Genomic DNA, 24,583 nt, shown 5'->3' on the forward strand with positions numbered 1-24,583 from the left:
GGGGCCTGTCCATAACGTCCAGACATCGCCTAAGTGCCCTTCTCGATTTACCATAACGACTTCTGATCACAACCTCCCCCCGAACAATATGGATACTCCTATTCGTCTGACCCAATACAGTCATGGAGCCGGCTGCGGCTGCAAGATTTCCCCCAAAGTATTGGACATTATCCTGGCGGGAAGCGGCGCCCAAAACGTGGACCCGAATCTGTGGGTCGGCAATACCTCACGGGATGACGCGGCTGTCTACGGTTTGAATGAGGAAACGGGCGTGGTTTCCACGACCGACTTTTTCATGCCCATCGTGGACGATCCGTATGACTTTGGACGCATTGCCGCGACCAATGCCATCAGCGATATCTACGCCATGGGTGGCAAGCCCATCATGGCCATCGCCATCTTGGGCTGGCCCATCAATGTGCTGTCCCCCGAAGTCGCCCGAGAAGTCGTACGCGGCGGGCGCGCTGCTTGCGATGCCGCGGGCATCGCCCTGGCGGGTGGCCATTCCATTGATGCACCCGAACCTATTTTTGGTCTGGCCGTCACCGGCGTGGTTGATAAAGGCCAGTTAAAGCGCAACGACACGGCTACCGAAGGTTGCCAGCTCTATCTGACCAAGCCGTTGGGCATTGGCGTGCTGACCACAGCCGAGAAAAAAGCCAAGCTGCGCCCCGAAGATCAAAACCTGGCACGCGACTGGATGTGTACGCTGAACAAACCTGGCAACCGCTTTGCACAACTGTCCGGCGTCAAAGCCATGACAGATGTAACCGGCTTTGGTTTGCTGGGCCACCTGATCGAAATGGCAGACGGCAGTGGCCTGACCGCCCGTCTGACTCTGGACCGAGTGCCCATGCTGCCCGGCATTGAACACTATCTGCAGGAAGGCTGTGTGCCCGGCGGCACGCAACGTAACTTCGACAGCTACGGCCACCGCATTGCCCCTATCAGCCAGGAACAAATCAATATCCTGTGCGACCCGCAAACCAGCGGCGGTTTGCTGATCGCGGTAGAACCTTCTGCCACTGCCGAATTTATGGCTACGGCTGCCGAACTAGGCCTGCAACTGGAAGCCATTGGGGAGTTCATCCCTGCCCAAACCCACGCCGTCGAAATCGCTTGATGCGCCCTGACACCCACCACTACCGCGAGCTGTTCCTGAACGATGTGCCCTTGATGGACGCTCGCGCTCCCATCGAGTTCAACAAAGGTGCCTTTCCCGGCGCGTTGAACCTGCCGCTGATGAACGATGAAGAACGGCATCAAGTGGGTATCTGCTACAAGCAACACGGCCAGGAAGCGGCTATTGCACTGGGCAACAAGCTGGTCAGCGGTCAGATCAAGAGAGAACGCCTGCAGGCCTGGGCGCAATTTACGCAAGCCCATCCCGACGGCTATTTGTATTGCTTCCGAGGTGGTCTACGCAGCCAGATCGCACAAACCTGGCTACGCGAAGAAGCAGGCATTCGATACCCCCGTGTAGTAGGTGGCTACAAGGCCATGAGGGGCTTTTTGCTGAACAATCTGGAACAAACCATCAGTAGTGCCCGCTTTCAGATTCTGGGGGGCATGACAGGTACCGGCAAAACTGATGTGCTGCAGCAACTTGATCACAGCCTGGATCTGGAGGGCTATGCCCACCATCGCGGTTCCAGCTTTGGCAAACATGCCACTGGCCAACCCAGCCAGATCGACTTTGAACACCGCCTGTCCATTGCCATGCTCAAGAAAACCGCACAAGGGCATCAAGGCTTTGTGCTGGAAGACGAAAGCCAGACCATCGGCCGTTGCAGCCTGCCACTGAGCCTGTATCGTGGCATGCAGCAGTGGCCCCTTATCTGGCTGGAAGACAGTCTGGAAAACCGCATTACGCGCATTGTGCGCGACTACGTCCAGAATCTGCACGCAGAATTTACACAACAGTACGGCCCGCAAACCGGCTTTACGCTGTTTGCCGAGCAACTGCGACAAAGCCTGGCCCGCATCACCAAACGGCTGGGTCATCAACGCTATCAGCAACTATCAGCCATCATGGACGCCGCCCTGCAGGAACAAGAGCGCAGTGGCGCACTGGACGGCCACCGCGACTGGATTGGGGGCTTGCTGAGGCAATACTACGACCCCATGTACAGCTATCAGCGCGAGCAGAAAGCCGATCGGGTCATTTTTCAGGGTGATGCCGACACTGTCCTGAATTATTTGCGTCGCCACGACCCAATCACACCTTAGGCCCAGCCCACAAGGCCTGCCATCATTTATCGCAAATCAGCGACAGACTGACACTGACCCGCGCCCACTCTTGTCAGAATCTGTCCTTGCTCTGACACAAAGAGCAAACAAAGGGTAACCCCTACCATCTCGCAAGAATCTTGTTGCAGGTGGTAAGAAATGACGTCCCTCACTCGCGTTGCCCGGTATGTTCAATTCCGTATTATCTGGCTCCTGCTTTTTGTACTGGCAGCCTGTCTGAGCAGTCCCCCGGCACACTCCAGTTCGCGCATTGCCCATTTCTTGCCGGACATTGCCCTCAACAAGATCTTTCCCACCGCCACCCACACCAGCGAGCCCGCAGGCACGCTGCCTGTTGCTAAAGTCTTTAAGGATCAGGAGCAGCTAGGGTATGTGTATGTGACGACCGACATCGTCAACACCCGTGGTTACTCCAGTTTCCCCATCGACACTCTGGTTGCCATGAGCATGGATGGCAGCATCGTCGCCGCCAGGCTGCTGGAACACCATGAACCCATCGTGTTGATCGGTATTCCGGAGTCGCGCGTCGAAGCCTTTATTCAAGGCTATATCGGCCAGAACTACATCAAGAACCGTCCCAAACCCGGCGCACCGCCACCCGTCGATATCATCAGCGGTGCCACCGTGACCTTGATGGTCGTGGGCGACAGCATCATGCGCTCTTCCCAGTTGGTGGCCCGGCAAGAGGGCATAGGCCAGCCTGCCGCCCCCGCCACGGCACCAGCCGCCGTCAAACGCAGCATCGATACCAGCAATCACACTATCTCCAACTGGGACGAGCTGCTCCAAAGCGGGGCCATCCAACGCCTGCATGTCAGCGTGGCCGACATCAACCAGGCCTTTATTGATAATGGCCGCACAGAGGCCGCCGCCCATCCGCAGGAAGGCAATCCGCAAGACACCTTTATTGATCTGTACGCCGCACTGGTCAGCGTACCTAGTATCGGGCAAAGTCTTTTGGGCGAGGCCGACTACAACTACCTGCAGCAAGAGTTAAAACCCGGCCAGCAAGCCATGCTGGTGTTAGGCAATGGGCTGTATTCCTTCAAGGGATCGGGCTATGTGCGCGGCGGAATTTTCGACCGGATCGAAGTCATCCAGGACCTGGACAGCTTTCACTTCACCGACCTGGATCACCAACGTCTACCCGGCGTGAAAGCCGCAGGCGCGCCGGACTTCAAAGAAGCCGCCCTGTTCAAGATCCCGGCTACCGCCACCTTTGACCCCGTTCTGCCCTGGCGGCTGCAACTGCTGGTGCAGCGCGTCCTGAGCGTCAAAGACAAAGCCTTTGTCACGCTAAGCCTGAATTACCAGCTTCCTGACTCCTATTTGACGGCGCCCCCTCCCGCTGCAACGGCCCCCGAAGCCGCAGAGCACGATGACCTGGAAACCGCCAGCCAACCCTTGTACAAGCAAATCTGGGCCGGCAAGAAAATACAGATTGCCGTACTGCTGCTGTCCTTGCTGACCTTGGGGGGTGTCTTTTTCTTCCAGGACACGCTGACCAAGCACGAGGTCTTTTACCAACGCTTTCGCATCGGTTTTCTGCTCTTTTCCCTGATCTGGATTGGCTGGTACGCCTCGGCCCAGCTCTCGGTGGTGAATGTGCTGACCTTCTCGCACGCCTTGCGCACCGATTTCCGCTGGGAATACTTCCTGATGGATCCACTGGTCTTCATCCTATGGATTGCCACCGCCATCTCTCTGATTTTCTGGAACCGGGGCGCCTTCTGTGGCTGGCTCTGTCCTTTCGGAGCACTGCAAGAGCTGGCCAACAAGCTGGCCCGCTTCCTGCGCATTCCCCAGATCAAGGTGGCTTACAACGCCCATAAACGCTTGGTTTCCATCAAGTACGTGATCTTCATTGTGCTGTTTGGCTTTGCCCTGTACGACATGGCCGTGGCCGAAAAGATGGCCGAAGTCGAACCCTTCAAGACCGCCATCATCCTGAAATTCATCCGCGACTGGCCCTTCACGATCTTTGCCGTCCTGCTGCTGATTGCCAGCCTGTTCATCGAACGCTTTTACTGCCGCTACCTCTGTGCGCTAGGTGCTGCCTTAGCCATCCCCGCCCGCTTGCGCATTTTTGACTGGCTGCGGCGCTACCCCATGTGTGGCAACCCCTGCCAGCGTTGTGCGACCGACTGCCCCGTACAAGCCATCGAGCCCGAAGGCCCGATTAATCCCAATGAGTGCATCCAATGTCTGAACTGCCAGATGCTGTATCACCACGAGAAAAAATGCCCGCACCTGATTCAAAAGATCGCCAAACGCAAGCGAGATAAACCGGCTCCCATCGCCGTTGCCAGCTCGCTGCAAGACGATGCTGCTGCCCGCCCTACCGTGCGTCCACGTAGCGTAGACAGCACTGATTCCACCCCCGCCACGCCGTGAGACGCCTGGGCGCGTCCCAGCGCCAAGTCGGTCACGTCATTACACACAAGGAAAATCACACCATGTCCGAGAACAAGCAGGATAAACAAGGTTTGAGCCGCCGCGCCTTTCTGGGCACCGCCGCCTTATCCGGCGCTGCGGTGGTCAGCGCCACCCACATTGGCAATGCCTTGGCCGACACTAAAAAGGCACCAAACGGGCAAAATGCCCATATCGAGCCGGGCGAACTGGACCAGTACTACGCCTTTAACTCCGGCGGTCAGTCTGGCGAAATCCGCATCATGGGGCTCCCCTCCATGCGCGAGCTGATGCGCATCCCGATCTTCAATATCTGCAGTGCCACCGGCTGGGGGATCACCAACGAAAGTCGCCAGATCATGCGCGCCAACCTGACGCCTGAAACCCTGGCTTTTGCCGATACCTTGGGCGGCATCCTGCCTAACGGCGACGCTCACCACCCCCATATGTCCTTTACCGACGGGACCTACGACGGGCGCTTCATCTTCATCAATGACAAGGCCAATAACCGCGTGGCTCGGGTGCGCTGCGATGTCATGAAGTGCGACAAAATTATCGAGATTCCCAATGCCGACGGTGTACACGGCCTGCGCCCCCAACGCTACCCCCGCACCGGCTATGTGTTCTGCAATGGCGAGCACATTGTCCCCCTGCCCAATAACGGCACCATCTTTGGTAACCCCAAAGAAAACTATTTTTCGGTGTTTACCGCCATTGATGGCGACACCATGGAAATCGCCTGGCAGGTGATCGTAGACGGCAACCTGGACAACTGCGACGCCGACTATCAAGGCAAATACGCCTTCTCCACCTGCTACAACTCCGAAAAGGGAGTGGATGTCGGCGAGATGAGTGCCAACGAGCAGGACTGGGCTGTGGTGTTCAACCTCAAGGCCATTGAAGACGGTGTCAAAAAAGGTGACTTCAAAGAGATACAGGGCGTCAAAGTGCTGGATGGCCGCAAAGGCTCGCGCTACACCCGCTATATTCCCGTGCCCAACTCCCCGCACGGTTGCAATGCCAGCCCCGACGGCATCCACGTGGTCTTTAACGGCAAACTCTCGCCCACCGTCACCATGATTGATGTGCGCCGCCTGGATGACCTGTTTGCCGACAAGATCAAAGCACGCGACTGCGTCGTGGCCGAACCTCAACTGGGCCTGGGCCCACTGCACACGGCCTATGATGGCCGTGGCAATGCCTACACCACCCTGTTTATCGACAGCCAGATCGTGAAGTGGAATATCGCCAAGGCGATTGAAGCCTACCAGGGCAAGGACGTCGATCCCATCATCCAGAAACTGGACGTTCATTACCAGCCCGGTCACAACCACACCACCATGGGCGAGACCAAAGAGGCCGATGGCAAGTGGCTGGTGTCACTGAACAAGTTTTCCAAAGACCGCTTCCTGAACGTAGGCCCGCTCAAACCAGAAAACGATCAACTGATCGATATTTCAGGCGACGAGATGAAGCTGGTTCACGACGGCCCAAGCTTTGCCGAACCACACGACATGCTGCTGGTTGCCGCCGAGAAGGTACGACCCAAGCGCGTCTGGACCCGCGACGACCCCTGGTGGGATGGTGCACGGAAAATGGCCGAAAAAGATGGGGTCACCCTGGAAGGTGCCTCCAAAGTCATCCGTGATGGCAACAAGGTACGGGTCTACATGACCGCCGTGGCACCCGTGTTCTCCGTGCCCAGCTTTGAGGTCAATCAAGGCGATGAAGTCACCGTTGTCGTCACCAATATGGAGATGATCGAAGACTTGACCCACGGCTTCACGTTGTCCGGCTATGGCGTGGCCATGGAAATTGGACCGCAGCAAACCAGCTCGGTCACCTTCACGGCCTCCCGCCCCGGTGTGCATTGGTACTACTGCCAGTGGTTCTGCCACGCCTTGCACATGGAAATGTCCGGTCAGATGAATGTGAAACCCAAAGCCTGACGGTGACATGAAGCCTTTCCGCCTGTTCCCCGCCCGTGCACGGTGCCTGCGCCCCAGCTTGGCGCTGAGGCTGGCCATCAAGCCGCTGACGGCCCTGGCCCTGGCGGCCAGTAGCCTAATGGCTCAAGCGGCCACCATTGAGGTGCCTGCCGATACCGCGCTGCAAGCCGCTATCGATGCCGCCCAAGCCGGCGACATCCTGATGCTGGCCCCCGGCACGTATCAGGGCAATATCATCGTGAACAAACCTTTGACGCTTCAAGGCCCCAGCAACCGGCAAGCTGTGTTGATGGGCGAACGTGAAGGTCGCACGGTGTGGGTTCAGGCGGAAGATGTGCAGATACGTCAGATAACCGTGCGTCACTCCGGCTTGAGCCTGCCCGACATGGATGCGGGCATCTTCCTGGACAAACCCGCCCATAATGCCCTGATCGAACACAACGACATCCTCGACAACCTGGTGGGGGTGTATGTTTGGGGGCCCCATAACGCGCTGGTGCAACACAACACCATCGTGGGCAATAAAGAGTTGCGTTTGAACGAGCGCGGCAATGGCGTCACGGTATGGAACTCCCCCGGCTCACGCATCCTGAACAACGATATTTCCTGGGGTCGCGACGGAATTTTTTCCAATGCCAGCCGCGACAACGTCTTTAGCCATAACCGCTTTACCCAACTGCGCTATGCGGTGCACTACATGTACACCAATAACAGTGAAGTCAGCAGCAATGTCTCCATCGGCAATGACATTGCGTATGCCCTGATGTTCTCGCAGTTCCTGACGGTCCGTGAAAACATCAGTATCAACAGCACGCATCAAGGTTTGATGCTTAATGCGGCTCAGCAATCAAGCATTACTGACAACATTGTGGACGGTGCCGAAAAAGGCGTTTTTCTCTACAACGCCAACTTCAACAAGATCTCCGGCAACCTGATTCAGAACACCCAGATCGGGGTGCACTACACCGCCGGTTCCGAGGGCAATGAGATCACGGAAAACGCCTTCATCCAGAACCAGAATCAGGTGAAGTATGTGGGCACCCGCTACCTGGAGTGGTCCAGCAAGGACCGGGGCAATTACTGGAGCGATCACAGCGCCTTTGACCTGAACGGTGACGGCATTGGTGACACCGCTTATCGCCCCAATGGCCTTGTTGAACAACTGGTCTGGCGAGCTCCTTCGGCACGCGTGCTTTTGAACAGCCCTGCTGTTTCCATTGTGCGCTGGGCGCAAACTCAATTTCCCGCCATTTTGCCTGGCGGCATCATCGATAGCGCACCGCTGATGCGTGCGCCCGACAATCCCGTCTGGGAGCGCTACAAGGCCAATCATGATTTCATCCAATAACGGTCCCGCCCCTGTCTCACTGGCCAATGTCAGCAAGCTGTATGGTCAGCAGCGCGCCGCCAACGCAGTGAACTTCGAGCTTTATCCCGGCCAATGCACGGTGCTGGCTGGCCACAATGGTGCAGGCAAAAGTACCGTCATCAAGCTGATTCTGGGCCTGATCCGTGCTGATGAAGGCAAGGTCACCTTGCTGGATCATGACGCTGGTTCGTCCCAAGCGGCCCGGCTGCGAACCCATATCGGCTACTTGCCTGAAACCGTCGCCCTGCACCCTGCCTTGACCGGCACCGAAACACTGGCGTTTTACGCCCGCCTGAAAGGGCTGCCGACCCGTGACAACCAGGCTTTACTGGCACGTGTCGGCATTGCCCAAGCGGCTCACAAACGCGTAGGCACGTACTCCAAAGGCATGCGCCAACGGCTGGCACTGGCCCAAACCTTGCTGGGCAAACCCCGCGTGCTTTTGCTGGACGAACCTACAACGGGCCTGGACCCAGCCTCCCGCCTGCTGTTCTACGAGATCGTGCAAGAACTACGCGATGCCGGGGCCACCATCCTGCTCAGCACCCACGCGCTGGCCGAAATGGAGCGTCTGGCAGACCGCATCATCGTGATGCAACAGGGGCGCAAGATTGCCGATGGCACCTTGTCCGAACTGCGCCAACACGCGGGCTTGCCGGTACGTATTCGCCTGACCGTGGAGCAAATTTCCGACTCTGTGCCACAACACTGGAATGTCATCGGTGCCAATCGTCTGGAGCGTCATTGCACCGAAGCCGAAAAAATCCAGATTCTGCGCGAAGCGCATGCCATTGCAGGATTGACCGACCTGGAACTGGAATCCCCCGGTCTGGACGAGTTGTATGCGCACTTTTTGAAGCGCGAGGATTACTAAGCCATGAACCCTGTCCTGATCATCATCCAAAAGGAAGTGCGCGACGGATTGCGCAATCGTTGGGTACTGGCCGTCACCCTCTTGCTGGCGGCACTGGCTTTGTCTCTGGGGTTTCTGGGCAGCGCCCCCACCGGCAGCGTCAAGGTAGATCCGTTGACAGTCACGGTTGTCAGCCTGTCCAGCCTATCTATTTTCCTGATCCCGCTGATTGCCATGCTGCTGTCCTACGACGCCATTGTGGGCGAGATCGAGCGCGGCACCATGTCCTTGCTGCTTAGCTATCCCGTCCATCGCTGGCAGGTTCTGGTCGGTAAATTCCTGGGCCATGCCCTGATCCTGAGCCTGTCTACGGTGGTGGGCTACGGCTTGGCAGGCGTCACCTTGCAAGTAGCACATGGCGGCCTGGACTTCAGCGTCTGGACACCCTTTCTGGCCATGATGGGCGCCAGCATTCTGCTCGGTGCCAGCTTCTTGTCCTTGGGCTATTTCATCAGCACCCTGGTCAGAGAACGGGCAACGGCGGCAGGTCTGGCCATCGGTATCTGGCTGTTCTTCGTGGTGATTTATGACATGGCTCTGCTAGGTATTCTGGTTGCCGACCAAGGCGCCATGATCACCGCTTCCTGGCTGAACATCATCCTGCTGTTCAACCCCACCGACGTGTACCGCCTGCTGAATCTGACCGGCTATGAGAATGTCGCCATGTTTGCCGGCATGGCCGGTTTAAGCGAACAGGCTCGCCTGCCCGCCAGCGTCTTGATGAGCGTTCTACTGCTGTGGATCGCCGTGCCTTTTGGTCTGGCAAGCCTGGTATTCAACAAAAAAACACTATGAAAAAACTACGCACTTTTCTGTTGCTGTGCCTGGGCCTGATACTGGCTGCCTGCGGTCAGCCCGAACCCATACAAGCCCCACCGCCGCCCGTCGTCCAGATTCCCCAAACCGCCGTGGGCCACTACTGCGGCATGTACCTGTTCGAGCATCAAGGCCCCAAAGGGCAGATTCTTCTGCGCGAACGCGAAGCGCCACTCTGGTTCACCACCATACGCGAGGTCTTTGCCTACACCATGCTGCCTGAAGAGTCCAAAGCCATCGCCGCCACCTATGTGCAAGACATGGCCCAGCGCGATCAGGACGGCCAGTTCCCTGAACAAGCCTGGATACCGGCACAAGAGGCCTGGTATCTGATCTACAGCCGCTATACCGGCGGCATGGGCACCATTGATGCCCTGCCCTTTAGCCAGGAGCAGGCCGCCAAGGACTTCCAGCAACAGCATGGCGGCCAAGTGGTTCGCTTTGCCGACATGCCGGAGAACTACATCTTCGGTGCAGTCGCGCTGCCTTGAAACGCTCCTCTTCCTGATCCCAGGTATTTGCCATGACTTCTACTCCTGTTTCCCGTCGTCGTTTTATCGGTATCGTGGCCGCAACCAGCGCACTGACTTGCGTGCCGTGGGCCGCCAAAGCAATGCAAGCGGCCACTACCCCGCTCAGCTCCTGGCAAGGCGTGGCTTTGGGTGCGGACGCACAACTGCATATCCATCATCCCGACCCGGTTTTTGCACAGACCTTGATCGATCAGGCCCTGTCCGAGGTGCGACGGCTGGAGCGAATTTTCAGCCTGTATCAGGAAGACAGCGCCTTGCGACGTCTGAACCGCGACGGCTATCTGAAGCAAGCCCCCGGTGATCTGACGCGCTTGCTGCTGGAGTCACAGCGCCTGAGTGAATTAACGAACGGGGCCTTTGATCCCACCGTGCAGGTGCTTTGGGAACTGTATAGTCAGGCCGCTCAACACAGTATTCAAACCTCCATTCCCAATGCCGCCGAGATCAAGCAGACGCTGCAACAAGTGGGCTACCAAGCCATCCACATTCAGGATGACACTGTCCAGCTACAGCACCCTGGCATGGCCCTGACCCTGAACGGGATAGCCCAAGGCTACATTACTGATCGCATCACCGAGCAGTTGAAACAGGCAGGCCTGGAACACGCCCTGGTTGATATGGGCGAGATACGTGGCCTGGGTATGGCTCCGAGTAATCGTCCCTGGCGCGTCGGTCTGGCAGGCGATCAAGCAGAGCCTGCCAGCTTGTTGAGTCTGGATGTACACAATCAGGCAGTCAGCACCTCATCGGGGTCAGGCACGTCGCTTAGCCGCGATGGATCGGTTACCCATCTGTTCAACCCCGCCAATGGTCAGGCCCGACCTTTGTATCGCAGTGTCTCTGTCGTGGCTGGGAATGCCACGATTGCCGACGCCCTGTCCACGGCCTTCTCATGGATGTCGCCCTCAGCCATTGCGCGGGTTCTGGCAAACGACCCCAGTGTGCGGGCCTGGGTGCTACCCGACGATGGGGATCAGCTTGTCGCCATGCACTCGTCAACACCAAGACAAACCCGCTTACCAGCAGACGCGCAAGCCCGATAAAGCCTCGTACAATGGCGGTTTCGTCTACTGCAGGCTAAATCTCCATGTCCGTACACTCTCCAGACCTTCCCTGTGCTGCCCCTTTGCCCGGTCTGCCAGAATGGGCCGGTTTTTGCGAGGCAGCACGCCAGTCCGACCGTTACGCGCTGGACCTGCATTGCCTGAAGGCAGCAGGCCTGCAAGTGGACTTGAGTGGACAGCGGCATTCGCCAGAGCTACAGGCTGCCGGGGCCGCCCTTTTGGCAGCCCGCCATTTCGACACGGCGCGCAAACAGTTGCTTAACGGCGGCATCGTCAACAATACAGAACAACGTGCCGCCTGGCACAGCGCCCTGCGTGCGCCCGCCCCCACGGCGGAAGTTGCCAAAGAACGCGAGCGCATGAACGAATTCGTGCGCGTAGCCGACTCCGAGCGCCGCTGGCGCAACATCATTCATATCGGTATTGGTGGCAGCGACTGGGGCGTGCGTCTGTCCCTGGCGGCTTTTGGCTATCGCCATAGCTGGCGCAATGTGCGCTTCCTGGCCAATATCGACGGCCATGCGCTGGAACATGCCTTGTCGGGTATGGACCCTCACGACACCTTGATCGTGATCGCCTCCAAATCCTTCACCACGACCGAGACTCTCAAGAACGGACAGCGCGCCCTGGAATGGCTGCAAGCCGCGGGCGTTGGCAACCCCTATGAACAAATCGTTGCGGTCACCGCCCGCCCTGAAACCGCCTCGCATTGGGGTGTTCCACAAAAAAACATCTTCCAGTTCTGGGATTGGGTAGGTGGCCGCTTCTCCCTGTGGTCGGCAGTCAGCTTAACCACGGCCTTAGCAGTTAGCAGTGACGTGGTGGCCGGGATGTTGTCAGGCGCTGCAGCCATGGACCAGCATTTTCAGGAGGCTCCTGTTGCGTCTAACGTACCTGTGCAGATGGCACTGGCCGGTGTCGTCAACCGCAGTGTGCTGGGCTATGGCTCATTGAATATCTCGCCCTACGATTTCCGTCTGGGCAATCTGGTGCCCTACATTCAGCAACTGGATATGGAGTCTCTGGGCAAGTCTGTCACCACCAACGGCGAACCCGTTGGCTTAGCCACAGGTGCAGCCGTCTGGGGGCTGGCTGGAACAGACGCACAACACACCTTCTACCAATGGCTGCACCAAGGCAGCGATGGCGCTCCGGTGGACTTTATTGTGTGCCAGCAGGCGGATCACAATCAGGCCGAGCACCATAACCTGCTGCTGGCAAACTGCCTGGCACAGCGCGAAGCCCTGATGCGTGGCAAGACCTACGAGCAAGCCCTGGCCGAATGCGAAAAACAAGGTCTGGGTGAGCAAGCTGCCGAGCTGGCCCACCACCGCGTGCACTCGGGCGGACGCCCCAACACACTGATCGTATTGCCCCGCCTGAACCCCTTCTCGCTAGGCGCCCTGCTGGCCTTGTATGAGCACAAGATTTTTGTGCAGGCCTTGATCTGGGGGATCAACCCCTTTGACCAATGGGGGGTGGAGTACGGCAAAGTATTGGCAAACGGGATTTTGCAGGAGCTGTCGGGAGAGAAAGAAATGTCTGCTGAACATGATGCGTCTACTCGGCATTGGATAGAGACTTTCAAGAACTAAAGTCATCCTCTGAGCTTCATCCAACTAATTTCTTTTTATATCAACGGTATACGGTTCCATTTTTCTCGCCAACCTTTGCGTGTATACTATTCGTATATACAGGCTATGGAGGTAACTATGCGTACAAACATAAAACTACCCGCCAAGAAAGCTCACCCTACCAGCAAGACAACAAGCGTATTCATGAGCGGAAATAGTCAGGCTGTGCGTTTACCAGAAGGTTTTCGCTTCGAGGGGAAAAGAGTCTTCATACGACGAGATCAAGAGTCTGGCGATGTCATTCTGTCCTCAAAACCAAGGGGCTGGGATCACTTCCTTAATGTTGCCGCTAATACTGACCCTGCTGAATTCGAAGGCTTCCTGGAAGATCTGAACAGAGACAAAGAGCCGGCTCCCGAGAAAGATCACTTCGCAGGGTGGGAAGAATGATCTACATGCTAGATACCAATGCAGTTTCGAACGCTGCCATGAACAGGGGCAAGGTAAGAGAAACCATGCTGGGACACAGTCCCAGCACTATTTTTGTCTCTAATATTGTGCTTGCTGAACTAATGTATGGGTTTGCCAAGAAGTCCAGACCTACCTTGCAGGCAACAACAGAAGCCCTGCTAAGCACGATGACTGTGCTGGATTGGGATGACTCCGTTTCTGATGTTTATCCAACTTTCCGTGTAGGAATAGAAGCCAAAGGTCGCTCACTGTCGTATATGGGCATGCTGATTGCAGCCCATGCCCATTCAATAGGAGCCATCTTGGTATCCAGCGATGCGGGAATGCATAACGCCCTGGCAGACAAGGCTGTCGATTGGTACTAAAACTAATAATAGATACCAGTGCCGCAATCGGAGAAAATGTCTACTTACCCATCAATCCACTAAAGCACATCCACTCCCGCGCCAGATCATGAATCGCCGCATCCCGATGCGGCGTTTTTGTCTGATTGCCCGTCGAGCTCCAAATAAAGTAATCCACATCCCCACACGGCGTACCCAAGGCCGCGTAGACCGAAGGCATGATGGGAACATGGTCACCATACCAGCACAGGCTGGCGGGCCGATCCGATGCACTCAAGGCCCCGCGCAGACGTGCCAGCATGGCATCAGCATTGCGGATGTGACGCAAGTAAATCGTCAGATCCTCGCAACCTGGCGGGGGGGCTTGCTGGTACAAGGCCTCGATATCCCCCGCTGCAACTTTTTCCAAGTGCAAAGGCCCGTGATTCTCCATCGTAATCACGTGTATGAATACCGGCCCTCTAGCCTGCCCCAGCACACTGGCGACTTTATCTGCCACCGCCAGATCACCAATATAAGGGCCGGTACGTTCCACATCAGCAAAAGCCTTGATGTCCAAAAACTCGTCAAACCCAAACAGTGGGAATACGCGATTACGCTGGTAAAAACTGGCGGGATAAGGGTGAATGCAAATCGTCCGGTAACCCTGCTGCTTCAACCAGGAGGCCAAAGTCGCCACGGACCATCCCGCGCATACTGCGCGATAAGGGTTGAAGCGGTGCACACCCAAAGTACTGTTTTCAATACCGCTCAAGAAGGAAAACTCCGAGCGCACAGTGTTCGCGCCCCAGGCGGGAACCTGCAAGTATCCGCTGGAAACCGCTTCGGATTTGAAGCGGTCGAACTCCGCCAGAATCTCTGGCCGAATTCCATCAGAAATTCGCCGGGCATCAAAGAAAGACTCGCTTTGCACGGAAACCAGATGAGGCAAATCAGCCAAGGAACCCGCGCCGGACAAAACAGACGTAGACGTTGGAGCAACACCTTCAAAAGGCGACAACACACGGGGGCGCTCCTTCCCTTGCTGCCAGTATCGCCAGAAGCTGGCTAACAGCCCCAAGGCCTGCACGTCCTGCTCCGGTGCAATCTGCACCATCAAGCGCGCCCTATTGCCCCACAAAAGCAAACCCAGGCTCAGCACAGCGATTAGCGCCAAGGCTCCCCATTGCCCCGTCCAGGCTGCCCGTAGCGCAGGCACGGCTTCCAGCCATAAACCAATCATCAGAGCAGCTATAAAACCCGCTGCCGCCAAAAAGAATTTACCCCATCCTAGAAAAGGAATGTAGAGCCGAGGATGACGGATCGCATCCGTAAAATACTCGTAATCCTGAAATACAAAGGCTTCACGCAACGCCTTGAACTTGGCATTGCTGACCACGACCAGCAGCAGAAAAAAAGCGCACAGCAAGGCCGTGGCAAAGATAGGCCGCCCCAGCACAAAAACCAGCACGACATACGCCAAGCCATACAAACCAATATGCAAAGCCCAGGCCGCTGCGGGACGACGCAAACTGGCTGCCGTTTGCAAAAAACGCTCCAACCCGACTGTCAAAGCCAGTCCCGACAAAGCCGCCAGGATTGCAGTCCAGAATCCGGGCTCAAGCGTCATAACCGATCTTGCTCAAAATAAAGACAGACAAACGGGCGGGCAGCACGGCGAGCAACCAGCAACCAAGGTTTAAAGGAAAAGGAAAGCTGATACGTGCTTTATTGGCTTTCAGACCACGGGCAATGCGCTTGGCAGCTCGTTGCGGACTCCACAAGAAAGGCTTGGGGCCGGGCATGGCATCGCACATGGGCGAGCTAACGTAGCCTGGCATCACCACATTGACCTTGATCCCCTCTGGCGCCAACCAACCACGCAAGCCTTCACCATAGGCTTTAACCGCCGCCTTGCTGGCACTATAAGACGGCGTGGAGGGCAAGCCAAAGTAAGCGGCCAAGGAGCTCATCAAGGCAATCTGACCGCGCCCTCTCGCACGCATGGCAGGCAGCACGGACTGCACCACCCGCAGCGAGGCCTTCACATTGATATCCAGCAGCAGTTCGGTATCTTCCCAGGCCTCCGGCTCGCCATTGGGGCCAACATGGATATTCATACCTGCATTGACGATGACCAGATCAAACGCGGCACATTGCGACAACCACGCATGCAAGGCACCCAGATCACGCAGGTCCAACTGATAAATCTGTACCTGCGCGCCCACCTGTCGACAACGCTCGGCCACAGCCTCCAGAATCGCCACATTGCGACCATGCAGAGTCAGCTCTATACCGGGCTTGGCATAGTAAAGCGCCAACGCGCCACCAATCGCACTGGTGGCGCCGGTAATCAGAATCCGTTCCTGCCCTGCAGGTTCAGCCACGCCCACGTGCTCTCCTTTCTTGAAAGGACCAGTACAAAACCATGCCAAAACCAACACAAACCGTCGCGTTCAAGGGAACCAACAAGTAATTACCCATGCGTATGGCCACATACATAGCCCATGCCGAATACAGGAAGGTGAACACTTCACCAATCAGCAAATACAGATTGATGCGGGGCTGTCTTGCCGCCTTCTCACCCACCCCTTTGGGCGTGCGGTTAAATTCACCGTAGACCTTGAAGGCGGCTCGTACGCCACCGACAAAATAGTACCAAGCCATAGGCGGAAACATGGCGACATACAAATAGGTGTGCCACAAGGTGCCTAAGACGCCAGGCCGGTCATCAAAACGCGCGCCCTTGCGAGCCCCAAAGGCATTATTCAACGCCCAGACAGCCACCAGCAAGAAGAATAGTGGCGCGCCCCACAGCAAGACCACATGATCAAAATCCAGCAAATAATTCAGTGGCAGGCTCAATAGAATCAGAACATAAATCGACGCCAGCATGACCGATGAAAACATCATGGAAAACGCATGCATGCGCTTCATCAAGGGCATATCCTGCTGCCACATCTGGCCCAGGTGCTTGAAGGCACTGTGTATCAGCCCCCGCCCCCAGCGTTCCCGCTGCACACGGAAGGCACTGATGTTCTCGGGCAAGGTGGACATGGACACCACATCGCGTAAATAGGCGTACTTCCAGTCCCCGAACTGGGCCCGATAGCCCAGATCCACGTCCTCGGTAATGGTGGAGGCATTCCAGCCGCCCAAAGCTTCCACGCAAGCGCGCCGCCAGACACAGGAGCTGCCACTTAAGGAGGCCATATCCCCGTCTTCACTCAGCCCCACCGTCACATACTGCTGGTGCCCCATTTCCATGGCCTGAAAGCGGGTCAGAAAAGAATGGTCGCGGTTTTCATAACCAATGCCCGTCTGCAAAAACCCCAGTTTCTCGTCCTTGAAAGGCGGGATGGTTTTCTGCAAAAAATCAGCGGGCGGTAAAAAGTCCGCATCGAAGATCGCAAAAAACTCGCCCTGGGAATGCTGAATGCCATGCACCAGATTCCCGGCCTTATAGCCTGCACGATCTGCACGCTGAATGCGTCGAACAGGCACACCCTGACTGGCCAGTTGACTCACCTTGTTCTGAGCCAACAGCGCCGTCTTGTCTGTTGAATCGTCCAGCACCAGAATTTCCAGCGCAGATACCGGATAGTCCAGACGACAAGCCGCATCGATCAGACGCTCGACAACGGCAGCCTCGTTATAAATCGGTAGCAGAACACTGACCTTGGGATACCAATCCTGCTGCAAGGCGGCAGGCGTCTGCACCAGCTCGCTTAACTTGCGACGCTCCACCCGCCGCGAGATCAGCAGTACCCGCAGTTCCAGAACCACGTACAAGGCAAAGGCCCCGACAACCAGCAAAAACAGCGCCTGAATCAGGTACGCAAAAATGCTCACAATCATGGAAACAAGCGCACCCTAAAAGCCAACCACATCAGCCAACTCCTGGAGGCGATGCTCCCAGGTGTGGAACTGGCGCACATAAGCCGCCCCCGCCGCCGCACGCTCACAATCCTGTGCAGAGGGGCCTTGGCGCAAACGGGCAAACAATTCACTGGCCTGCTCACGAGAATGCACCACATGGCAGAAGTCTCGGAAATAACGATCCACAGCCCGACCGGGGTTGGTCACCGCAATGCCCCCACTGGCCAGAATTTCCAGCAAGCGGCGCGAGCACATGGTGTCAGAATCCGTAACCGAGTTCACGTTCAGGCACATGACATGCTCTTTATAGATACGCCCGGTCTCGCGGTGCGGCACCTGACCATGCACCTGCACATGAGTCGAGCGTGGAAAACGGAATTCAATATGCCGGGACAGCCTGTCGTGATTTCTGTCGTAGGCATTCAGATGCATTTGAGCATCCTCACAGGCCCCAAAAATCATGTCCAGAAAACGGCGACGCTCACTGAGAATGCGGCGGTAATAACTGCCGGTAAAACAGCCTTCCTTGCGTGTGAACTCAAAGCCCGTGAAATGATGAAACGCAGGCTGGTACGGCATACTCAAGGTATTCACAGGCACATCAGGGCTCAAGCGAGCGTGATAGCGCGGCAAGCAATCGCTGTCCGTAGTGAATACATAATCAAAGGCCTTGGCCACATCAATGAAGTGCTCGAAGTACGCCCCGTCGTCCTTGTTCCAGAACACCGTGGGCACGCCCTGATCTTTAGCGAACTGCACCAGCTTGTAAATCGTGCGAGGCGTACGCAAACGGATCAGCCGCGACTGCTTGGCCAGTTCGTAACGCCACGCGCCACCCAGCCCATGAAACACGGACTCCACAAAAAGCAGATCAGGCTTCCAGGAGGAGATGACCTCCTGATAATTGCGCGGGCTAAGAATACGAATCGAGCACTCGGCGGACAGGCAGTCTGCCGTAAAGTAGTCCGAGACCAAAGCCACTTTCAATTGCCCAAACGGCCCTGCGGGCTTGCCGCCTTCGCTGACGGTGGGGTGCGTATAAATACGCGCCCCCAAAGCCCGGATGGCGCGGCCAATCATGACTTAGCCCCGGCCGGCAAAGCATGCACCACAAAGTCCGCCCAACTGCGACGCTGCGAGGCTTCTTCACGTGCCAAGGCACCGTCCTGCGCCAAGACCTCCGACCCCGCCTGAAACGTCTCATTCAGCACCCGGGCCAAGTCCTGCACATCACCTGCTTTAAAAAAGCGTACCGAACGGCACGACCCAACCTCATCCTTGAACACCGGCAAATCCGGCACCAAAACAGGTTTGCCCATCGCCATCGCCTCGACCAGCTTGATGGGAGGCACAATGCGACACACTTCAAAAGGACGACGAGGAATACATACCAATGCAGCCTTGGCCTGCAAAGCGCGGGCCTCTTCAGGCGAGACCCGACCCGCAAACAGCACGTGCTGTTCCATACCCAGACTTTGCACCTGAGCCTGCAACTGAGCGCGCGCCTCCCCATCTCCAATAATGGTCAGGGTCACATCCTTGCCACGGCCCACCAAATTCGCCACGGCGTCGATCAAGACATCCAGCCCCTCATAAACAATCAGGGAACCGGCATAGACAATGGTATTGGGCTGCACATCCTGAGCAGCACCAGGCGTAAAGCGCGAGGGATCCACGCAATTGGGCATCAAACCCATACGTGCCGGGTCCACATTCCAGTGCTCGCGAGCATATTGACCCAACTGCTCGGAAATAACAAACAAACGGTCTGCCTGACTGGCAACCAGACCCTCCAGCTCCAACCCCTGCTTGAAACCTTGAGAGTCCCGAAACTCCGGCATGCGGGAGGCTCGGCTCAGCTCCCATAAGCCACGCATTTCATATTGGAACGGAATGCCCAACTGACGCGCGGCGATCAAGGCTGGCAAGGCATTAACGTGGTTGGAAGCGGCATGGATGACAGCGACACGTTGCTTGATGGCTTCCTGGGCGATGGAGGCGGCGGCTTCGATGGCGAACTGCATGACGGGGCGCTTGTTGGAGGGGTTGCGAGCGTGCGCGTAGCGCACTCCATCCACCAGGGTTTCATCTTGATCGGCATCCACTAATCTGTCTTTACGATCCCATGGATAACCGGGGCGCGTCAGCACGCAGATATCTCCACCAGCCGCCTGCATGGCGCGGATAATTTCATGGGTTCGGGTGGTGTAGCCACTGATGTGGTACGGCAAGGCGCTAGCAGGCACATACAGCAAACGTCCTGGCACAGGCTCGTAAGGAGTCTCGCGGCGCTGACCGCGTCGGGTTTGCCGACGCACGGTCAACAAGGTCAAACGCCGGCTCAGAGCCATCCAAGGCTCCCGCAACAGCCCACGCCATAACTTAAAGAGCATTTTCCTCAAGCCTTTTTCTGAATTTTATTGTCCGGTTCTGCTTGCAGCTCTGCCAGCGACAAGTCCACCGTATCAGGCACAACAATTTTTCCGCGAGCCTTCAAATCCAGAAACTCTGCCGTCGTAATCACGTCATAGTCTTTAGTCAGACGGGCCAGCAACTTGCGATAGCCTTCCATGCGGCTATCGTCACGATACTCACCCAAGCCATTCTCATCCCAGAACAACAAGGACCAGGAGTGCAGCAGAAAGACAGCAAAGGAAGGGTTGCCGCTAAGCGTATTCAACAGCAACTGCCCCCACCAGGGACGGAAGCGGAAATAGCTGGACTCTGGGTAAGTAAGGCGAGCCCACCACTCTGGCTTGCCTACCTTACCTAGAATCCGTTTCTCGGTCATGGGCACCTCAATCACGCCATTGGACCAAGTAAAAGGCGTGTTCGTGGGCTTGCTGTAAATGCACTGATTGTTATGGACAGCGCATACAGAGTTGTTGAAAGACAAAGGAATACCCACTGCCTTTAGCGCACGAATCGTATCCGCATTCCAGCGGAACGAACCCGCACGATGCGCCAGAACCGGCTTGCCTGTTACCTCGGACATCAAACCCGCAAAGTGCCTGAACACAAACTCGGCACGAGCCTGCTCGGTGTACTGGTTCATGTACTGAGGACGGTTCGACAAACCATGCTCTTTCCAGAAGCTGTCAGGCAAGTACTCCGGATGGGTGTGCAGTTGCACATCCTGGCCTTGTTCATCCAGCCAGCGCACCACTTCTTTCAACTCATCGAGCCGCGAGTATGCCCCACACAAGTCCGTAAAGAACACATGCTTGACGCCGAACTCGTCACCGATCTTGCACATTTCGGCCACCCCGGCCGTCCCCTTAGGAAATCGCCCCCAGATCAGACGATTAACATGATCGTCAGAGGCGCGCTTGGGCAGAGCCTCTGTATCGACCGTAATCATTGCGTAGCGATCCCTCATACCTGTGTTTCTACCTGCTCTAAGTTAACTGTTCGCGAAAGGCGGATTTTACCCCGCGCCTGCAGATCCAAAAAATCTGCTGTGGTGATCACGTCGTAGTCCTTAACAACTCGTTGCAAGAACAGGCGGTAGCCCTCCAGCAAACGGTCGTTGGTGTAGTGGAAATGGCCATTTTCATCCAGATCCAACAAAGACCAGGAATGCATCAACACCACCGAGACTTTGGGTAAAGACCACAGAGGATCCTTCCAGAAAGTCGTAGGCCGCGAACCATATTGAAAATAAGAAGACTCCGGATAAGTCAGGCTGGACCAGCGGTCTGGTTTGGCATCCGACCCTCCGGGTGTAAAACGCTCTGTTACCGGGACTTCAATCGTTCCGTTCGACCAGGCGTAAGGCAAGCAATCAGGCTGACCTGTTGGGCAGCGTTTCAACAAGGCGGCCCGCATAGACTGGTTGAACGACAAGGGAATACCGACGGCCCGCAAAGCACGGATTGTGAGGGCATTCCAACGGAACGAACCGGCGCGGTGGGCGAGAATAGGTTTGCCCGTGACGTCCGAGATCAGCTTGCCGAAGTGTCGGAAGACGAATTCGGCACGAGCTTGGTCTTGATATTCGTTCATTAACTTAGGGAGTGTCTCCAGACCGTGCTCCGTCCAGAATTGTTTTGGCAACGTCTCAGGATGAGCATGCAACTGTACATCTTGTCCTTGCTTATCAAGCCAGCGAACAGCCTCCAACATCTGTGCCTGTTGTCCCAAAGTAGCACACAAGTCTGTAAAGAACACATGCTTAGCACCCAACTCATCACCAATCGCACACATCTCACGAATACCCGCGCTCCCCGCCGTATACTCCCCCCAGACCAAACGCTGGACATGCTTATCCTGTGCGCGCCTTGGCAAGGCTTCAGTATCTACCGTTAGCAGAACATAGCGATTAAAAGAGAACAAAGCGGGCTCACAACCTAACGGAACAACAAAACACAAAAAACGTTCCCGAATGCTAGTCCAGCACGTTCAGGACAGCACGAAAGCGGTTAAAAACAACTGACCACATAGAGCGAGCGCAAGCACAACACTAAACGCACTGCAACAGCTTATGTCTAACCAACGCTAGCCTGACTCCTCGCTCCAAAGTATTCAACCTACTACTCAAAGCAGTTCAAGCCTACATCTCGTGACGCTTGCGCAATAGTCAATGAGGCCCGAACCACTTTGCTTGCTAAACAGCAAGACAGCCAACTTATTCCGCAAACAACCCAACAACATCAATGCACTGAGCATGCTTGCGGATTTCAGCAACTTGCTCGATGAATGGGTGATGTTTGACAAGAATGCAGACAACATCGGCATCAGCCAGCGCGCTACCCAGAGCAGACAGCTCAATACCCGTACCTTGCAGCTTGGCAGGCAATTCTTTGATATTGGGTTCTACGGCATGTACTTTGCAGCCCAGACTGGCAATCTTCTTGGCAACACCCACAGCAGGGCTTTCACGCAGGTCATCGATATCGGGTTTAAAGGCCAAACCCAGGCATGCCACCTTGATATCCGCCATGCGGGCATCAGGACGCAGCGACAGCACGCCGGCAATAGCGGCTTTAACTTTCTCTACAACCCACTCAGGTTTGTAATCGTTGATCTCGCGAGCCAAGCGAACAATGCGAGCCTCTTCAGGTGTTTTGTCCACGATGAACCAAGGGTCCACAGCGATGCAATGACCACCCACCCCGGCACCAGGCTGCAAAATATTAACGCGTGGGTGACGGTTAGCCAGGCTGATCAGTTCCCACACATTAATATTCAAGCGATCGCAAATCAGGGACAGCTCGTTGGCAAATGCGATATTGACGTCGCGGAAACTGTTCTCGGTCAGTTTGCACATTTCAGCGGTACGGGCATTGGTTGGTACCAAAGCGCCTTCCACAAAAATTCGGTACAGCTCAGTTGCCATCTCGGTCGCTTTTTGAGTCATGCCACCAATCACGCGGTCGTTACTCACCAACTCATGAACAACACGACCTGGCAAAACACGCTCTGGGCAATAGGCCACCTGAATGTCAGCCTCTTCGCCTGCCTGCTGAGGGAAACTCAAATCAGGACGGGCTTCGGCCAACCATTGGGCCAGTTGTTCAGTCGTACCAACAGGGGACGTCGACTCCAGAATGACCAGATTACCTTTGGCCAGCACGGGTGCAATGGCTTTAGCGGCGTCGGCGATATAGCTCAGGTCAGGCTTGTTGCCTTCCAGGAAAGGAGTTGGGACGGCAATCAGAAACGCGTCAGCAGGTTCTGGAGTCAGCGTGGCGCGCAAGTAACCGCCATGTACGGCAGCCTGCACCAGCATATCCAGTTCAGGCTCAACAATATGAATCCGGCCTTGATTAATTGTGTCGACCGCGTAAGCGTTCACATCAACGCCAATGACTTTTTTGCGGCGTGAGGCGAATAATGTTGCAGTAGGCAGGCCAATATAGCCCAGGCCGATCATGGAGAGAGTTTCAAACATGCTGGTTTTCCGAATCAAGAGATCAAAGTTTTTAGAATTTCGCTAATACGGGTGGCGGCTTTGCCGTCCCCATAAGGGTTGTGCGCCCGCGCCATACGCTCATATTCAGCGGCGTCATCCAACAGTTGCGTGGCTGCGCTGACAATGGCGTGAGTTTCTGTTCCCACCAGACGCACCGTTCCTGCATCCACGGCTTCTGGGCGCTCGGTCGTGTCTCGCATCACCAATACCGGTTTGCCCAACGAAGGCGCTTCTTCCTGAATGCCCCCGGAGTCGGTAACCAAAAGGTCGCAACGATCCATTAGGTAAACAAAGGGCAAATAATCCAGTGGTTCGATCAAATGAACATCGGAAACGTCGGATAAGATACGACGTACTGGTTCCTGAACATTTGGATTCAAGTGCACGGGATACACCACCTGCACATCGCCACGGGAGGCAATCTGGCGCAAAGCCAGGCAGATGTTTTCAAAGCCAGAACCAAAGTTCTCACGACGATGCCCCGTCACCAGAACCAAGCGTTTGGCTGGATTGATAAAAGAGAACTGAGCCTCAAAACGGCTACGCAGTTCCGAGTCCTGACGTACGCGCGCGGCTACATCCAGCAGCGCATCAATGACGGTATTGCCTGTAATATGCACCGTCTTGGGATCCACACCCTCATGCAATAAATGAGACTGCGATTGCTCGGTTGGAGCAAAGTGCACATCAGCCAACACGCCCGCTTGGCGACGGTTCATTTCCTCTGGCCAAGGCGAGTATTTATTGTGAGTACGCAAGCCAGCTTCTACGTGCCCAACCTTGATCTTGGCGTAATAGGCCGACAAGGCAGCAGCCATCGTGGTCGTCGTATCACCATGCACCAGGATCATGTCTGGTTGCCATTGCTTGTAGACATCGCGCATGCCCAACAGCACATTACTAGTGATGTCATACAGGTCCTGGCCTGGCTTCATCAGATTCAAGTCAAAATCAGGTGTGATGGAAAAAATATCCAGAACCTGATCCAGCATCTGACGGTGCTGGCCAGTAACGCAAACGCGCGCTTCAAATGCTGAGTCGGCAGCCAAGGCCTTAACCACCGGAGCCATTTTGATAGCTTCCGGTCGTGTGCCAAATACAGTCAAAATCTTCATA

21 protein-coding genes are annotated in these 24,583 nt (G+C 56.0%); 12 read left to right on the top strand and 9 right to left on the bottom strand.

All coding sequences use genetic code 11. From position 1 onward, the window contains the following. Positions 1-88: 88 nt before the first annotated feature. The 12 genes from selD (at position 89) to ACDI13_RS08700 (ending at position 13,716) form a co-directional block, all read left to right on the top strand. Positions 89-1,123: a selenide, water dikinase SelD gene (selD, locus tag ACDI13_RS08645; protein ID WP_316988873.1), complete on the top strand. Its 1,035-nt coding sequence runs from the start codon at positions 89-91 to the stop codon at positions 1,121-1,123. Continuing rightward, positions 1,123-2,229: a tRNA 2-selenouridine(34) synthase MnmH gene (gene mnmH / locus ACDI13_RS08650; RefSeq protein WP_316988904.1), complete on the top strand. Its 1,107-nt coding sequence runs from the start codon at positions 1,123-1,125 to the stop codon at positions 2,227-2,229. The genes selD and mnmH overlap by 1 nt, the downstream gene beginning before the upstream one ends. Positions 2,230-2,388: 159 nt before the next feature. Continuing rightward, positions 2,389-4,644, top strand: coding sequence for a 4Fe-4S binding protein (locus ACDI13_RS08655; RefSeq protein ID WP_316988874.1), 2,256 nt, complete (start codon positions 2,389-2,391; stop codon positions 4,642-4,644). A 62-nt stretch (positions 4,645-4,706) separates the two neighbouring features. Continuing rightward, positions 4,707-6,611, top strand: coding sequence for a TAT-dependent nitrous-oxide reductase (gene nosZ, locus ACDI13_RS08660; protein ID WP_094197951.1), 1,905 nt, complete (start codon positions 4,707-4,709; stop codon positions 6,609-6,611). Positions 6,612-6,618: 7 nt separating this feature from the next. Continuing rightward, entirely contained in the window at positions 6,619-7,959 is a 1,341-nt protein-coding gene (locus tag ACDI13_RS08665; protein WP_316988875.1) for a nitrous oxide reductase family maturation protein NosD, read from the top strand. Next, positions 7,943-8,854, top strand: a complete 912-nt coding sequence (locus tag ACDI13_RS08670) for an ABC transporter ATP-binding protein (RefSeq protein ID WP_316988876.1) — start codon at positions 7,943-7,945, stop codon at positions 8,852-8,854. The genes ACDI13_RS08665 and ACDI13_RS08670 overlap by 17 nt, the downstream gene beginning before the upstream one ends. A 3-nt stretch (positions 8,855-8,857) precedes the next feature. Continuing rightward, complete coding sequence (locus tag ACDI13_RS08675) at positions 8,858-9,688, top strand: ABC transporter permease (RefSeq protein ID WP_316988877.1); 831 nt, start codon at positions 8,858-8,860, stop codon at positions 9,686-9,688. Beyond that, positions 9,685-10,200, top strand: coding sequence for a nitrous oxide reductase accessory protein NosL (locus ACDI13_RS08680; protein ID WP_316988878.1), 516 nt, complete (start codon positions 9,685-9,687; stop codon positions 10,198-10,200). The genes ACDI13_RS08675 and ACDI13_RS08680 overlap by 4 nt, the downstream gene beginning before the upstream one ends. Before the next feature lie 32 nt (positions 10,201-10,232). Then, on the top strand, positions 10,233-11,285 hold the full coding sequence (locus ACDI13_RS08685; protein ID WP_316988879.1) for an FAD:protein FMN transferase: 1,053 nt from the start codon (positions 10,233-10,235) through the stop codon (positions 11,283-11,285). A gap of 44 nt (positions 11,286-11,329) precedes the next feature. After that, positions 11,330-12,901, top strand: a complete 1,572-nt coding sequence (gene pgi, locus ACDI13_RS08690) for a glucose-6-phosphate isomerase (protein ID WP_316988880.1) — start codon at positions 11,330-11,332, stop codon at positions 12,899-12,901. A 117-nt stretch (positions 12,902-13,018) separates the two neighbouring features. Then, positions 13,019-13,330, top strand: a complete 312-nt coding sequence (locus ACDI13_RS08695; protein ID WP_042485857.1) for an antitoxin — start codon at positions 13,019-13,021, stop codon at positions 13,328-13,330. 5 nt (positions 13,331-13,335) lie between these two features. Further along, complete coding sequence (locus tag ACDI13_RS08700) at positions 13,336-13,716, top strand: PIN domain-containing protein (RefSeq protein WP_316988881.1); 381 nt, start codon at positions 13,336-13,338, stop codon at positions 13,714-13,716. 40 nt (positions 13,717-13,756) lie between these two features. On the opposite strand, the gene ACDI13_RS08705 is transcribed toward ACDI13_RS08700, so the two are convergent. The 9 genes from ACDI13_RS08705 to wecB form a co-directional block, all read right to left on the bottom strand. After that, positions 13,757-15,304: an LTA synthase family protein gene (locus ACDI13_RS08705; protein WP_316988882.1), complete on the bottom strand. Its 1,548-nt coding sequence runs from the start codon at positions 15,302-15,304 to the stop codon at positions 13,757-13,759. After that, positions 15,294-16,067 carry an SDR family NAD(P)-dependent oxidoreductase gene (locus ACDI13_RS08710; RefSeq protein ID WP_316988883.1) on the bottom strand — a complete coding sequence of 258 codons (774 nt, stop codon included), beginning with the start codon at positions 16,065-16,067 and terminating at the stop codon, positions 15,294-15,296. Before ACDI13_RS08710 ends, ACDI13_RS08705 begins: the two co-directional genes overlap by 11 nt. Further along, the gene (locus tag ACDI13_RS08715) at positions 16,054-17,532 is read right to left on the bottom strand and encodes a glycosyltransferase (RefSeq protein ID WP_316988884.1); all 1,479 of its coding nucleotides are present in this window, start codon (positions 17,530-17,532) and stop codon (positions 16,054-16,056) included. Before ACDI13_RS08715 ends, ACDI13_RS08710 begins: the two co-directional genes overlap by 14 nt. Before the next feature lie 15 nt (positions 17,533-17,547). After that, the gene (locus ACDI13_RS08720) at positions 17,548-18,633 is read right to left on the bottom strand and encodes a glycosyltransferase (RefSeq protein WP_316988885.1); all 1,086 of its coding nucleotides are present in this window, start codon (positions 18,631-18,633) and stop codon (positions 17,548-17,550) included. Further along, positions 18,630-19,904 carry a glycosyltransferase family 4 protein gene (locus ACDI13_RS08725; RefSeq protein WP_316988886.1) on the bottom strand — a complete coding sequence of 425 codons (1,275 nt, stop codon included), beginning with the start codon at positions 19,902-19,904 and terminating at the stop codon, positions 18,630-18,632. The genes ACDI13_RS08720 and ACDI13_RS08725 overlap by 4 nt, the downstream gene beginning before the upstream one ends. 47 nt (positions 19,905-19,951) lie before the next feature. Beyond that, positions 19,952-20,914 (bottom strand): polysaccharide deacetylase, encoded by a 963-nt coding sequence (locus tag ACDI13_RS08730; protein ID WP_372373044.1) that lies wholly within the window; start codon positions 20,912-20,914, stop codon positions 19,952-19,954. A gap of 14 nt (positions 20,915-20,928) precedes the next feature. Beyond that, positions 20,929-21,888 (bottom strand): polysaccharide deacetylase, encoded by a 960-nt coding sequence (locus ACDI13_RS08735; RefSeq protein WP_316988888.1) that lies wholly within the window; start codon positions 21,886-21,888, stop codon positions 20,929-20,931. 292 nt (positions 21,889-22,180) lie between these two features. Then, positions 22,181-23,446: a UDP-N-acetyl-D-mannosamine dehydrogenase gene (wecC, locus tag ACDI13_RS08740; RefSeq protein ID WP_316988889.1), complete on the bottom strand. Its 1,266-nt coding sequence runs from the start codon at positions 23,444-23,446 to the stop codon at positions 22,181-22,183. A 14-nt stretch (positions 23,447-23,460) separates the two neighbouring features. Beyond that, positions 23,461-24,582: a non-hydrolyzing UDP-N-acetylglucosamine 2-epimerase gene (wecB, locus tag ACDI13_RS08745; RefSeq protein ID WP_316988890.1), complete on the bottom strand. Its 1,122-nt coding sequence runs from the start codon at positions 24,580-24,582 to the stop codon at positions 23,461-23,463. Position 24,583: the final 1 nt, after the last annotated feature.

The sequence above is a fragment of the Alcaligenes faecalis genome (assembly GCF_041521385.1).
Lineage (GTDB): Bacteria > Pseudomonadota > Gammaproteobacteria > Burkholderiales > Burkholderiaceae_B > Alcaligenes > Alcaligenes faecalis_E.

What these genes read in the sequence shown, in the direction of transcription:
- selD (WP_316988873.1), top strand. Translation starts at nt 89, where the DNA reads ATGGATACTCCTATTCGTCTGACCCAATACAGTCATGGAGCCGGCTGC.
- mnmH (WP_316988904.1), top strand. Translation starts at nt 1,123, where the DNA reads ATGCGCCCTGACACCCACCACTACCGCGAGCTGTTCCTGAACGATGTG.
- ACDI13_RS08655 (WP_316988874.1), top strand. Translation starts at nt 2,389, where the DNA reads ATGACGTCCCTCACTCGCGTTGCCCGGTATGTTCAATTCCGTATTATC.
- nosZ (WP_094197951.1), top strand. Translation starts at nt 4,707, where the DNA reads ATGTCCGAGAACAAGCAGGATAAACAAGGTTTGAGCCGCCGCGCCTTT.
- ACDI13_RS08665 (WP_316988875.1), top strand. Translation starts at nt 6,619, where the DNA reads ATGAAGCCTTTCCGCCTGTTCCCCGCCCGTGCACGGTGCCTGCGCCCC.
- ACDI13_RS08670 (WP_316988876.1), top strand. Translation starts at nt 7,943, where the DNA reads ATGATTTCATCCAATAACGGTCCCGCCCCTGTCTCACTGGCCAATGTC.
- ACDI13_RS08675 (WP_316988877.1), top strand. Translation starts at nt 8,858, where the DNA reads ATGAACCCTGTCCTGATCATCATCCAAAAGGAAGTGCGCGACGGATTG.
- ACDI13_RS08680 (WP_316988878.1), top strand. Translation starts at nt 9,685, where the DNA reads ATGAAAAAACTACGCACTTTTCTGTTGCTGTGCCTGGGCCTGATACTG.
- ACDI13_RS08685 (WP_316988879.1), top strand. Translation starts at nt 10,233, where the DNA reads ATGACTTCTACTCCTGTTTCCCGTCGTCGTTTTATCGGTATCGTGGCC.
- pgi (WP_316988880.1), top strand. Translation starts at nt 11,330, where the DNA reads ATGTCCGTACACTCTCCAGACCTTCCCTGTGCTGCCCCTTTGCCCGGT.
- ACDI13_RS08695 (WP_042485857.1), top strand. Translation starts at nt 13,019, where the DNA reads ATGCGTACAAACATAAAACTACCCGCCAAGAAAGCTCACCCTACCAGC.
- ACDI13_RS08700 (WP_316988881.1), top strand. Translation starts at nt 13,336, where the DNA reads ATGCTAGATACCAATGCAGTTTCGAACGCTGCCATGAACAGGGGCAAG.
- ACDI13_RS08705 (WP_316988882.1), bottom strand. Translation starts at nt 15,304, where the DNA reads ATGACGCTTGAGCCCGGATTCTGGACTGCAATCCTGGCGGCTTTGTCG.
- ACDI13_RS08715 (WP_316988884.1), bottom strand. Translation starts at nt 17,532, where the DNA reads ATGATTGTGAGCATTTTTGCGTACCTGATTCAGGCGCTGTTTTTGCTG.
- ACDI13_RS08720 (WP_316988885.1), bottom strand. Translation starts at nt 18,633, where the DNA reads ATGATTGGCCGCGCCATCCGGGCTTTGGGGGCGCGTATTTATACGCAC.
- ACDI13_RS08725 (WP_316988886.1), bottom strand. Translation starts at nt 19,904, where the DNA reads ATGGCTCTGAGCCGGCGTTTGACCTTGTTGACCGTGCGTCGGCAAACC.
- ACDI13_RS08730 (WP_372373044.1), bottom strand. Translation starts at nt 20,914, where the DNA reads ATGATTACGGTCGATACAGAGGCTCTGCCCAAGCGCGCCTCTGACGAT.
- wecC (WP_316988889.1), bottom strand. Translation starts at nt 23,446, where the DNA reads ATGTTTGAAACTCTCTCCATGATCGGCCTGGGCTATATTGGCCTGCCT.
- wecB (WP_316988890.1), bottom strand. Translation starts at nt 24,582, where the DNA reads ATGAAGATTTTGACTGTATTTGGCACACGACCGGAAGCTATCAAAATG.